9 protein-coding genes are annotated in these 12,647 nt (G+C 45.4%); 1 reads left to right on the top strand and 8 read right to left on the bottom strand.

The window, feature by feature from the left end:
* Positions 1-478: 478 nt before the first annotated feature.
* Positions 479-3,553, top strand: coding sequence for a methyl-accepting chemotaxis protein (locus MMOL_RS04455; protein ID WP_015831820.1), 3,075 nt, complete (start codon positions 479-481; stop codon positions 3,551-3,553).
* 225 nt (positions 3,554-3,778) lie between these two features.
* On the opposite strand, the gene der is transcribed toward MMOL_RS04455, so the two are convergent.
* The 8 genes from der to MMOL_RS04410 form a co-directional block, all read right to left on the bottom strand.
* Positions 3,779-5,233 carry a ribosome biogenesis GTPase Der gene (gene der / locus MMOL_RS04445; protein WP_015831818.1) on the bottom strand — a complete coding sequence of 485 codons (1,455 nt, stop codon included), beginning with the start codon at positions 5,231-5,233 and terminating at the stop codon, positions 3,779-3,781.
* A 105-nt stretch (positions 5,234-5,338) separates the two neighbouring features.
* A complete protein-coding gene (bamB, locus tag MMOL_RS04440; protein WP_015831817.1) occupies positions 5,339-6,517 on the bottom strand; it encodes an outer membrane protein assembly factor BamB in 1,179 nt (392 codons plus the stop codon).
* Between the two features lie 6 nt (positions 6,518-6,523).
* Positions 6,524-7,147 (bottom strand): tetratricopeptide repeat protein, encoded by a 624-nt coding sequence (locus tag MMOL_RS04435; RefSeq protein ID WP_015831816.1) that lies wholly within the window; start codon positions 7,145-7,147, stop codon positions 6,524-6,526.
* 46 nt (positions 7,148-7,193) lie between these two features.
* Entirely contained in the window at positions 7,194-7,997 is an 804-nt protein-coding gene (locus MMOL_RS04430; RefSeq protein ID WP_015831815.1) for an ATP-binding cassette domain-containing protein, read from the bottom strand.
* A complete protein-coding gene (locus tag MMOL_RS04425) occupies positions 7,994-8,914 on the bottom strand; it encodes an ATP-binding cassette domain-containing protein (RefSeq protein WP_015831814.1) in 921 nt (306 codons plus the stop codon). Before MMOL_RS04425 ends, MMOL_RS04430 begins: the two co-directional genes overlap by 4 nt.
* Positions 8,915-8,975: 61 nt before the next feature.
* Positions 8,976-10,244, bottom strand: coding sequence for a histidine--tRNA ligase (gene hisS, locus MMOL_RS04420; RefSeq protein ID WP_015831813.1), 1,269 nt, complete (start codon positions 10,242-10,244; stop codon positions 8,976-8,978).
* A 19-nt stretch (positions 10,245-10,263) separates the two neighbouring features.
* Positions 10,264-11,556 (bottom strand): flavodoxin-dependent (E)-4-hydroxy-3-methylbut-2-enyl-diphosphate synthase, encoded by a 1,293-nt coding sequence (gene ispG / locus MMOL_RS04415; RefSeq protein ID WP_015831812.1) that lies wholly within the window; start codon positions 11,554-11,556, stop codon positions 10,264-10,266.
* Between the two features lie 15 nt (positions 11,557-11,571).
* Positions 11,572-12,645, bottom strand: coding sequence for a helix-turn-helix domain-containing protein (locus MMOL_RS04410; RefSeq protein ID WP_015831811.1), 1,074 nt, complete (start codon positions 12,643-12,645; stop codon positions 11,572-11,574).
* Positions 12,646-12,647 lie beyond the last annotated feature (2 nt).

Below are 12,647 nucleotides of genomic sequence, written 5' to 3'. Positions count from 1 at the left end.
ACCAGCTCAATAAACTGGCACTCCAATCTTTTATTAACTGTCCCTGCAAAAAATCTCACAGTGATTGCTATTCATAAGTGAATTGTGTTTAATTACACAACTAAGTGTATTAATGTGAGTTTAATTACGCAATCGCCTACATTAATCAACCAAAGTTGTTACAAAAATTTGTGTTATCAATTTTTAGCTAGTGATAAATGGCTACAAGCAATAATGCCAACTGCAACGGCGCAGTTAGCGTAAATTTAAAACTGCCTAACAACTTAAGCTATTAACCCGCTCCCCAACGATGGGGAGTTTGGACTTTGTGATCAATCAACAAAGTCAAATTTATTCCAACGTGGGAATAAGTATTGCAAAGCAATGTGCCTAACCAAGCATGCTTAGGCCATGCTCATATCAATGCATAAGCTAAGCACATACAAACACTTTGCTTGTGTCGTCGCTATGTTAATAAATTTAGGTTAGGGATATCACTATGAGTAAAAAAAACTCTTTTAATATTGGTAGCTTATTAAGCAATCTAAGCTATAAGAGAAAATTCACCCTACTTGGCTTGGTTACGATTGTACCGCTACTAGTATTACTGTTTATCAATATAGATAGACTAAATTCAGATAAACAAGTCACCAAGACTGAACTTCAAGGCGTTAGTTACTTAAATCCTTTACGCGCCTTCATTGAGAATGTACAAGCTCATCGTGGCATGTCTAATTCTTATCTATCTGGCAACCTTGGTTTTGTAGAAAAAATAGATGCGAATGAAAAAAAATCTACCGACCTTATTTTAAACATTGACGCTATAGACCGTGAGCTTGGTGCTCGATTCAAAACGACAGACAACTGGAATAAAATCAAAAAAGACTGGGATAAAATCAAATCTAACTGGGGACAAATAAAATCAAAATCATTAGAAATTTCTCCAAAAGATAGCTTTACTGAACATACTAATTTAATTAACCAATTACTTGAGTTTTCACTACAAGTGGCCGATGCAAGCACGCTTACTTTAGACCCTGAAATCGATACCTACTATTTAATAGATATCGTTTACTTAAGGACGATTAATGTAATTGAAAATATGGCTAAAATTCGTGGTCTAGGTGCTGGTGTTGCATCTAGGCAAGTTGCAACTAGCGATGAAAAGTTAAAGCTTTCCATATTATCCAACCAAGTAGAAGCATCTCTCAAAAGTTATGAGCACGATATGATTGTACTCAAAAACTACCCTAGCACTTATGACGAAGTCAAACCGGTCATGAGCACTTTACAAAAGTCCATTTCCGAACTGAATACGCTTGTAAAAAAAGAAATTATTGATACTGAATCCATCAGTTTGGACTCTAAAATCTACTTTGATAACGCAACTCAATCGATCAATCAAGGCTACCAAACTTATGACAATCTGAGCGATATGCTCAAAAATCTATTAGCTAAGCGATTAGCGCAACAAGAAGAATTATTATTAATAGTATTAACTTTAGCAGCTATAACAATAGCAATCGTCTGCATCATGTTATTCACGGTTTCAAAAAGCATCGTTCAAGCTACTAACGAAGCCAAAAACTTAATGAATGACCTAGCACAAGGCAAGCTCACTCAACACAGCGAGGGCAAAATCTTCAGTCGCGATGAAATGGGCGATGTCATACGCTCAGCCTACAGCCTTGAGAAAACCATTAAAAATCTGATTGATGCGATGCAAACTGTTAGTCAACAACATAATGCTGGTGATATAGACGCAACGCTAAATGCACATCAGTTTAACGGCGTGTACGCCGAAATGGCGCTGGGCATTAATCAAATGGTGAGCGACCATATTGAAATGAACAAAAAGGCTATTGCGGTTGTTAAAGCTTTTGGTGAAGGTGACTTAACGCCACCGTTGGAAAAGTTTCCAGGGAAAAAAGCTTTTGTGAATGAGGCTATTGAGCAAGTAAGGGCTAATATTAATGCACTTGTTGTAGATACGCATGTGCTCGTTAATGCCGCTATTCAGGGTGAGCTTTCAACACGTGCCGATGCTAGCCGTCACCAAGGAGACTTCCACAAGATTGTTCAAGGAGTAAACAACACCTTAGACGCAGTCATCAACCCATTGAATATGGCAGCGCAATATGTCGATGACATTGCTAAAGGGGATATTCCTGCAAAAATTACAGACACTTACAATGGTGACTTTAACGCAATCAAAAACAATTTAAACCAATGTATTGATGCAGTTAATGCAATGATTGCAGATACAGCTACATTAGTAGAAGCAGCGGAAAAAGGAGAACTTTCAACACGCGCAGATACCAGCCGCCATCAGGGTGACTTCCGCAAAATTGTAGAGGGCGTTAATAACACATTGGACTATGTAGTTAACCCTCTCAATATTGCAGCGCAATATGTAGACCGTATTTCGAAAGGTGATATACCCGCACACATCAATGAACCATATAAAGGTGATTTTAATGTTATCAAACAAAACCTTAACACCTGTATCGATGCTGTTAATCGTCTAGTAACCGACGCCAACATGCTTGCTGAGGCTGCAGCAGAAGGTCGCATCAGTACTAGGGCAGATGCTAGCCAGCATCAAGGTGACTTCCGCAAGGTGGTAGAGGGGGTAAACGCGACACTAGAAACGATTGTAGAACCTATCGTTGCTGTTAAAGATGCCATTGAAACGATTACCACTGCAGCGAATGAAATATCGACAGGGAATAATGACCTCTCAAGCAGAACAGAGCAACAAGCCTCCAGCCTGGAAGAAACCGCCGCTAGCATGGAGCAGCTCGCCAGTACAGTCAAACACAATGCAGAAAATGCAAAACAGGCGAATCAGTTAGCGCTCAGCGCCTCTGATATTGCAGTCAAAGGTGGCAGTGTTGTTTCAGATGTCGTCACAACCATGATTGCTATTAATGATAGCGCACGCAAAATTGAAGACATTATTTCCGTGATTGATGGTATCGCTTTCCAAACTAATATTCTAGCATTAAATGCGGCGGTGGAAGCAGCAAGAGCTGGCGAGCAAGGCCGCGGCTTTGCTGTGGTAGCCGGTGAAGTGCGTAATCTGGCACAACGCTCAGCCAGCGCAGCTAAGGAAATTAAGGAACTGATTACCGACTCAGTGAACAAAACTGCTGAAGGTACCACTTTGGTACAAAATGCTGGGAAAACCATGGAAGAAGTAGTGATATCGGTTAAACATGTTGCCGATATTATTGGCGAAATTGCCGCGGCATCGGTCGAGCAAGCATCGGGTATCGACCTGGTCAATGAAGCGGTCACCAGCATGGATGAATCTACCCAACAAAACGCAGCCCTGGTAGAACAAGCAGCCGCCGCAGCCGAATCACTGGTGGAACAGGCCAACCAATTAGCCAGTGCCATTAGTGCATTTAAGCTGAATGATACCAAGGACACGCAAGTTGCGCGCCAGCCCTCAGCATCACAGCAACACCATACAGCACTATCTGTAGTTAAAAGTCGTCCAGAACCCGTGCAAATAAGAAAAGTTGCAATTCAACAGGCAAATGGCGAAGGAGATTGGGAAGAGTTCTAAGCACCAGAGCTACACACGCTATGCCTGCAACATATAGCGTGTGTAGAAAATGCAGATATTGCAGCTTATTTTGATCACGGAAAGTGGTAAAACACCACTATCAGCGCTAAAAGTGAACAAACAACTTAAAGCAGGAGCACAAGTACTAGTCCTGCTGTATACGTGCGTTACCGCACGCCCAGCAGCGGACATTCTGCTTGATGCCACTATGAGGGGTTTTAAGCTTTAGTGCTTTTTAGCACGGCGGTCTTTGTCTTCTGCCTCTTTTTTCGCCTTTAATTCAGCACGTTGTGCAGTTTTACGACGGCGCATGCTGACAATACCCTCACCTGGCTTACGTTTATCCTCTTCTTCAGCAAACGGGTTGTGCCCTTGCTTGTACTCTACGCGTAATGGTGTGCCAGAAAGCTGGAAGGTTCTACGGAAGGTTTTTTCCAAAAAGCGCGTATATGCATCTTTCACGCCATCTACATGGCTGCCGTGAATTACCACGATAGGTGGGTTGCTACCGCCCTGATGCGCATAACGTAGTTTTGGACGAATGCCTTTACTGATAGGTGGCTGATGCTGTTGCAAAGCATCAATCAGCACGCGTGTTAGCTGCGGTGTTGCCAGTTTGGCAAAGGCTGCTTTATAAGCCACATCTACTGATTTAAACAGCTCTGGCAAACCTTTTTTGCGCAAAGCAGAAATATAGTGAAACTCAGCAAAGTCCAAGAACTGTAACTTACGATCGATTTCACGCTTGATCCAATCGCGCTCGTCTTCTTTCAAGCCATCCCATTTATTGATAGCTACTACTAAAGCGCGACCTGCATCTAAAATATAAGCGGCAACGTGCGCGTCCTGCTCGGTGATGCCTTCTTGTGCATCTACCACCAGAATCACCACATTCGCCTCTTCAATCGCCTGTATGGTTTTAATGACAGAGAACTTCTCAATCGCTTCAAAAACACGGCCGCGTTTACGCACCCCTGCCGTATCAATCAGCGTGTAGTGTTTGCCGTTCTTTTCCAAGTCAATATGGATTGAATCACGCGTGGTGCCAGGCTCATCATAAGCAATCACACGCTCTTCCCCTAGCAAGGCATTCACCAAGGTAGATTTACCTACGTTAGGGCGGCCTACAATCGCTACTTTAGGAATTCTGTCACCAGTGTAGTCAGTGACGGGCTCATCTTCAACCTCTTTAAAATTCTCTAAAGCAAGTTCAACGATATCGCGTACACCTTCACCGTGTGCTGAAGAAATTGAAAGCGGATAACCCAAGCCCAGCTCGTGGAAATCAGCACTGACCACTGCCTTTTGCATACCTTCAGTTTTGTTCACGGCGAGCAATACTGGACATTTGCTTCTTCTTAAACGATTAGCAATCTCCATGTCTTGCGGTGAAACACCTTGGCGGCCATCTACCAAAAAGATAATGGCATCAGCTTCATCAATGGCTTGCAGCGTTTGCTTCGCCATCGCCTTTAAAATGCCGCTGTCGGTATGCGGCTCAAAGCCACCGGTATCCACAACTAAATACGGCTGGCTGGCACCTATGCCGCGTCCGTAATGTCGATCGCGGGTCAATCCAGGCAAATCAGCCACTAGCGCATCACGCGTTTTGGTTAATCGGTTAAATAATGTTGATTTGCCGACGTTAGGTCGACCAACCAAGACAATGGTAGGTATCATGTGAGCCTTCTATAAAGCATTGAAGCTAATTGATAATTTAAGTCATCAATTAGCTCAATTAATTTTTTAATTCTAATAATAAGCGATTAAAGCAAATGCGGTATTTTATTTCACCTGTATTGCGTACAAGCCGCCACCTCGTGACTGTGCCAGCAAGGTATCGCTGCTAATCACCGCCATTTGCGGCAACATTGCACCGCTGTCAGTTTTAATTCTGGCTGAAAATGCGCCGTCTTCACGTTTGAGAAAATGCACGTAGCCTTCAACGTCCCCTACTGCTACGTGGTCACCCATGGGCAAAGGCGTAGTAGGCTGTCTGTTTTTCAGTCCGGCCTGACGCCAGAATGTTTTACCAGTAGTGTAATCAAGCGCATAAATTGAGCCGATTGCATGCGATACATAAATGCGCGCATCCTCATGACTTAAACCCGTTAAACTTGAAATATCGCGGTTCCAGACAACACGTCCGGATGCACGGTCAACCGCTGCAATACGACCTTGATAAGCTACTGCATAAACTAAAGGGCCATCTACCATCGGTAAACTGGTAATGTCGGCAATACGTTCAATCTCCGTCACGCCCTTAGGTTGCGCCACGGATGCTTCCCACAGCATCTTGCCGTTATCAGCACGAATTGCCGCAAGTTTGCCGCCTGCAAAACCGGCATATACAGCACCGCCATCGACCACAACGCCAGCACTGCTACGTACGGTGAGCGCAGGGCTGGTACGGTCATAAACCCATTTTCTGCTGCCATCATCTGCGTTAATACCATAAATGCGGCTATCACCGGTACGTACAATCACCATGCCATCGTAGTATCTAGGTGCACTTAACACTTCACTACTCAGTCTGGATACCCATTGCAGCTTGCCGGATAAATCATAAGCATAGACTGCACCTTTTTGTGTACCAACCAACACCAAGCTACCGCCAACGCCAACACCGCCAGTTACTTTCTCTCCAACTTTGGCGTGCCACAACTCTTTACCGTTACTGGTATCCAGCTTGACTAAATCACCATCAACAGTAGCTGCATAAGCCACACCAGCCTCTACCACTGGTGCCAGGTCATAATTACCTGATGCACCGAGTTTAGTCTGCCATAAGATTTTAGCGGTTGCGTTGGCTTCAAACTCAGTCAAAGGCTCCAGATCCACCACCTCACGCCCGAACACACGTTCTGACAAATCAGTTTTCAGGTCGGTAATAGATGTGCAGGCAGGTAGCAGCGTAACACCGCATAAAGCCAACAATACTGTTGATTGTTTAATAAAACGCATTACTTATTAGCCTAGCGAATCAATTTTTTGTTGTGTCAGATGACGATAGCGGCCTTGCACATCAAGTTTAGTCAGCGCAAGCTCGTATGCTGCTTTAGCTTCGTCACGTTTACCTAAACCCAGTAATACATCGCCTTTCATATCTAGGAACAAACCATCAAAACCTGCATCATGTTTTGCTTCCAGCACTTTTAAGGCTGCGTCGAAATTGTTTTCTTCGGCTAGGATATTAGCCAACTGTAAGCTAGCAATCGCGCTCACAGAAGTCTCTTTAGCATTACTGACCGCCCATTCCAACTGTGCTTTAGCACTTTTGATATCATTGGCTTCGTAATTAGCTTTCGCTGCGAACACGACAGCGCGACCTGCATATGGCGTCGCACTGTATTTGTCCATCAACACGGCAGTTTTCGCTTGCACACCTTTTAAATCTTTAGCATCTACAACTAGCAACGCCTGATACTCAGTAGAAGCATTCACCGCCTGTTTAGTTTGATAGTATGTCCAGCCTTGGTAAGCGACATAAGCCACTAACAAACCTATCACCGAATTGATGACCATTTTTCCGTAAGTTTTCCACCACGCTTTTAACTCATCTAACTGTTCTTGCTCTTCTAAATCGTATGCCATTCTTAATCCTAATATATATTTAATTCAAAAACTTACGCTACAGCGCTTATCCATTTACCACTTTTTTACCCGGAATCGCTGCCAATAAACTCTGTGTATAGGCATGTTGCGGCTGCTCATAAATATCAGCGACTTTTCCTAACTCGACCACTCGCCCTTGATGCATCACCACAATATCATCTGCAATATGACGTACCACACGTAAATCATGGCTAATAAAAATATAACTTAATGCCATTTCTTGCTGTAACTCTTTAAGCAGCAACAGTATTTGTGCCTGTATCGACACATCCAGCGCGGATACCGGCTCATCACACACCACGACCTTAGGTTGTAGCACTAACGCTCTGGCAATACCGATACGCTGCCTTTGCCCGCCCGAAAATTCATGCGGGTATTTTTGCATATCAGCCTCAGTTAAGCCAACACGCTTTAACATGGCAATTACTTTGCGTTTACGCTCGGCTGTATCACCCAGGCCATGTATCAGCAAGCCCTCACCTACTAAATCGCCAATACGCATACGTGGATTAAGCGACGCAAACGGGTCTTGAAACACCATTTGCAGATCTTTACGCATGGATCGTAGCGTTTCTGCATCAAGCTTAGCTAAATCCTTACCTGCAAAAATCACTTCGCCACTGTCAATCGACTGCAATTGTAACAGACATCTTGCCAAGGTGGATTTACCGCTGCCAGATTCACCAACTACAGCCAGCGTTTTACCCGCACGCAAATTGATGCTGACATCATTCAATGCTTTTACCGTAGTTTTACCAAAGCCAAACTTGCCGCTACGCTGCGTGTAGGTTTTGGTTAGGTGGTTGGCTTCTAGGATGTACTCACTCATAATGCGGCACCCGTTGATTGATTGTTATTGTTTGGCAACCAAGCATAATCAATCGGTTTTAAATCTTTCTTACCCTCGGCGTCTGGCACACATGCCAACAATGCTTTGGTATATGGGTGCTGCGGATTATCCAGCACCTGCTGTTTAGTGCCAGATTCTACAATCTCGCCCCTAAACATCACGACGACGTTATCTGCAATATCGGCTACCACGCCAAAATCATGTGTAATAAACAGCATGCCCATATTCATGCGAGTTTTCAGATCGTCCAGCAATTTCAAAATTTGGGCTTGCACCGTCACATCTAGCGCAGTAGTAGGCTCATCCGCAATCAGCAAACGTGGCTCGCAAGCGATGCTCATTGCAATCATCACACGCTGGCGCTGACCGCCAGATAGCTCATCCGGATAGCTACCTGCACGGCTAGGCGGGATACCCACCATTTCCAGCAAACCAGCAACTTTATCTTTTAAAGCCTGATTTTTCAGGCCTAAGTGCGTCGTTAAGCTCTCGCCAATTTGATAACCAATGGTCAGCACTGGGTTCAGTGAGGTCATGGGCTCCTGAAAAATCATGGCGATTTTAGCGCCACGGATTTTTTGCAGGGCTTTCTCGGATAGCAAGCTAATATCTTGCAGGCCGGTTTCATTGTCGTTAAATAAAACCTTGCCATTGTTGAGCTGTAACTGCTGCGACAACAAACCCATGACCGATAATGCGGTCAAACTTTTACCGCTGCCAGACTCGCCCACCACACAAGTGGTTTTACCAGCTTCTATAGTAAAACTCACATCATTGACCAATAAGCGTGATGGCGCAGCTTTAGGAGAGATGCTCACATGCTGCAACTGCAATAGCGGCTGCTTTGTACCTGACAGATTGGTACTTGGCTGTGCTGTATCAGTAAGTATGCTCATCACGCTCCGCCTAGATTGACTTTTAAATGTTAGGCTTACTATTTAGTTAAGTTAATTAGTATTAAAGATTAATAGTTAAATAAGTAACTGCGGCCTCTACACTCAGCTTCTGCTGCTCGCCCTTCACTGTTGCTAACAAGGGTTTCAATGCCACTTCGTTATTGGCAACTTCATCATCACCCAAGATCACCGCATACTTAGCACGGCTACGGTCGGCCTTTTTCATCTGTGACTTAAAGCTGCCGCCACCAGCATGCAATATCACTTGAATATTAGCATTTCGTAAACGCTCGGCAATACCAAACGCAGCTGCTTCGGCTTGCTCACCTACATTCACTAAATACACATCGGGTGCATCATCCGCTACAACTTGGTACTCTTGCATCAGCAAAAATACGCGTTCTAAACCGATACCAAAACCGCATGCAGGCGTTGCATCACCGCCTAGGCGTTCAACCAAGCTATCGTAACGACCACCGCCAGCAATTGTGCCCTGTGCGCCAAGCTTTGTGGTTACCCACTCAAATACCGTGCGGTTATAGTAATCCAGACCGCGCACCAAACGTGGATTAATTGTGTAAGCAACACCAGCGTCATTCAGACGTTTACACAGACCCTCAAAATGGGCACGAGTTTCAGCGCCTAAGCAATCCAGCAGTTTGGGTGCTGCCTCACACATGGCTTGCATGCGCGGATTTTTAGTATCAAGGATACGCAGGGGATTGGTATGCAAACGGCGCTTAGCATCTTCATCCAGTAAGTCTGCATGTTGCTCAAAATAGGCAATCAGCACATTGCGATATTCGGCACGCTCGTGCGCATCGCCAATACTGTTAATTTGCAGCTCAACATCCGCAATACCAAGCTCACGCCACAGCCTTGCCAGCAATACAATTTGCTCAGCATCCACCTCTGGTGTATTGAAGCCAAACGCTTCTACACCAATTTGATGGAATTGGCGCTGACGTCCTTTTTGTACATTCTCATGGCGGAACATCGCACCGCTATACCACAAACGCACAGGACCATTATAGGTAAGGTTATTTTCAACCACGGCGCGCACACAACCGGCGGTACCTTCAGGACGCAAGGTCAACTTGTCGCCGTTAAGCGCGTCTTCCCATGCATACATTTCTTTTTCTACGATATCAGTATGCTCACCCACGCTGCGCACAAATAAATCGGTAGATTCAACTAAGGGCATACGGATATTTTTGTAGCCATACTGCGACAACACGCGCCGTGCTGTGTCTTCTAACTTAAACCATAAAGGCGTAGCCTCAGGCAGAATGTCGTAAAAACCTTTGATGCTTTGAAATTTGTTACTCATGAACTTTTGTAATTGCCTATTATGAATTGACTGCTTGTATTGGAATTATTTTTGGCGCAGATGCTAGGCGCAACTTACCACCTTCGGCATAGTTTTTCTGCACGTAAGCTTCAACAATTGCCTGAAACTCTTGGGCAATGTGGTCGCCTTTCAGCGTGACGGTTTTTTCACCGTCTACAAATACTGGCGCAACCGGCACTTCACCCGTACCTGGCAGGCTAATGCCTACATTGGCTAGCTTGGACTCACCTGGACCATTCACCACACATCCCATCACTGCCACGCTCATGTTTTCAACCCCAGCATACGCATCGCGCCAGATCGGCATTTGATTACGTAAGTAGGTTTGAATCTGCATCGCAAGTTCTTGGAAATAAGTTGATGTAGTACGGCCACAACCTGGGCAAGCTGTTACCAGTGGAGTAAATGAGCGTATGCCCATCGTTTGCAGAATCTCCTGCGCAACCACCACCTCTTTCGTGCGTGACTCATTGGGTTCCGGCGTGAGCGAAACTCTAATCGTATTGCCTATACCTTGCTGTAACAGCAAAGCCAAAGCAGCGGTTGACGCGACGATACCTTTAGAACCCATGCCAGCTTCGGTTAAACCTAAATGCAGCGGATAATCACTGCGATTAGCTAGCTCGGTATAGACTTTAACCAAATCCTGCACATCACTGACTTTGCAAGAAATAATAATCTGATTTGGTGACAACCCTAACGCTACCGCCTGCTCCGCACTCTCCAGCGCAGACTGTATTAACGCTTCACGCATTAATGCATCAGCAGTCAATGGCTCTGCCAGTTTGGCATTGTCGTCCATCATCTGTGCCATTTTGGCTTGATCCAGGCTGCCCCAGTTCACACCGATACGCACAGCCTTCTTATACTGAATTGCAGCCTCAATCATCGCCGCGAACTGCTCATCGCGCTTAGAGCCTTTGCCTACGTTACCTGGGTTGATGCGGTATTTCGCTAGCGATTCAGCGCAATCTGGATATTGCGCCAGTAGTTTATGTCCGTTGTAATGAAAATCACCCACCAGCGGTACATTGCAGCCTAGCTTATCCAAGCCACGACGGATATTACCAACTTGCGCAGCAGCTTCAGGAGAGTTCACCGTGATACGCACCACCTCGGAACCAGCCTGCCATAGCTCATAAACCTGTTTGATGGTTGCTTCCGCATCCGCAGTATCGGTATTGGTCATACTCTGTACCACCACTGGCGCCGGCAAAGTATCTAACAAGCCGCCACCTACTGGCACATGCCCCACCATCACTTGCAAGGTATTGCGGGCTTTATTTTGCATAAACAAACTCAATGATTACTCCAAACTGATACGTGCAACATTGTTTCGAGTATAACCAGCTAAATCCATAGCCTGTCCAGAAACATTGACAGCAGTCGCTTTAGCATTACCAATCACGACATTAAACGGTGTCTGAAAGCTCAGTGACTGTGTATCGCCAGCATTCAAAGTAGCTTCATACAATATCTGTCCAGCTTTATCGCTCACGCGCACCCAAGATTTCTCAGTCGCCGTCATGCCGACTTTTTTCAAACCCGCGCTTGTTTGCAACTCTGGCTTTACTTTAAGTTCGGGGTTAGCTTTAGACTCAGGTTTAATTTGAGACTCTACCTTAGCTGGCGCCTCTGCTTTAACTGGCGCTGGAGAAACTGGAACTTGAACTGACGAAACTTGAGCTGACGGCGTTGCCGCAGTTGCTGGCTGTACCGGCGCAATAACTGGAGTGGCAGGCTGTGCGTTTGCCACAGCGCCATTAGCAAGACCAGTATCCTGACCCTGCACTGCGTCTTCTGGGAATTGACGTTCCGCCGCTGGCAAAGCGGCTTCTGGTAAGGCAGCCTCAGGCAAAGTTACTTCTGTAGCACTTTGCGTATCCGCTGGCTGCTCGGCTACGGGTGCAGCTACCTGAGGCGCAGCTTCGTCCGCGATTTTAGCCTGATGTGGCAAGTATTCAATGTAAACAAACCATGCCAGTAAAAAGAACAAAACCAAAATGCTGCCTAAAATATAAGTCAGCCATGGCGTATTATCCTTAGTGAGCTGCACAGGCTGCATCGAAGGGTTTACCGCAAGCAGACTAGGTGACTGTACTGGCGACAATTGGCGGTAGATATCCAGCAGCGGTGCTGCATCTATCTCTAGCAAACGCGCGTAGTTACGGATAAAACCACGCGTAATCATCGCATCCGGCAGTAAATCAAAGGCATCACGCTCTAGCGCATCCACTTGTTTCACGCTGTAACGCAAGCTATCTGACACATCTTGCTGCGATAATTTCTTTGCATCCCTTGCTGCCTGTAGCACAGCGCCTAATGACGCACTCACAGCAACTTCTTCGACTATCTCTTCAACCTGTTGTGTATCTGTCATTG

The organism is Methylotenera mobilis JLW8 (genome assembly GCF_000023705.1).
In the GTDB taxonomy this organism is placed as follows: domain Bacteria; phylum Pseudomonadota; class Gammaproteobacteria; order Burkholderiales; family Methylophilaceae; genus Methylotenera; species Methylotenera mobilis.
This window is presented reverse-complemented; position numbering and strand designations above follow the sequence as displayed.

What these genes read in the sequence shown, in the direction of transcription:
- MMOL_RS04455 (WP_015831820.1), top strand. Translation starts at nt 479, where the DNA reads ATGAGTAAAAAAAACTCTTTTAATATTGGTAGCTTATTAAGCAATCTA.
- der (WP_015831818.1), bottom strand. Translation starts at nt 5,233, where the DNA reads ATGATACCTACCATTGTCTTGGTTGGTCGACCTAACGTCGGCAAATCA.
- bamB (WP_015831817.1), bottom strand. Translation starts at nt 6,517, where the DNA reads ATGCGTTTTATTAAACAATCAACAGTATTGTTGGCTTTATGCGGTGTT.
- MMOL_RS04435 (WP_015831816.1), bottom strand. Translation starts at nt 7,147, where the DNA reads ATGGCATACGATTTAGAAGAGCAAGAACAGTTAGATGAGTTAAAAGCG.
- MMOL_RS04430 (WP_015831815.1), bottom strand. Translation starts at nt 7,997, where the DNA reads ATGAGTGAGTACATCCTAGAAGCCAACCACCTAACCAAAACCTACACG.
- MMOL_RS04425 (WP_015831814.1), bottom strand. Translation starts at nt 8,914, where the DNA reads ATGAGCATACTTACTGATACAGCACAGCCAAGTACCAATCTGTCAGGT.
- hisS (WP_015831813.1), bottom strand. Translation starts at nt 10,244, where the DNA reads ATGAGTAACAAATTTCAAAGCATCAAAGGTTTTTACGACATTCTGCCT.
- ispG (WP_015831812.1), bottom strand. Translation starts at nt 11,556, where the DNA reads ATGCAAAATAAAGCCCGCAATACCTTGCAAGTGATGGTGGGGCATGTG.
- MMOL_RS04410 (WP_015831811.1), bottom strand. Translation starts at nt 12,645, where the DNA reads ATGACAGATACACAACAGGTTGAAGAGATAGTCGAAGAAGTTGCTGTG.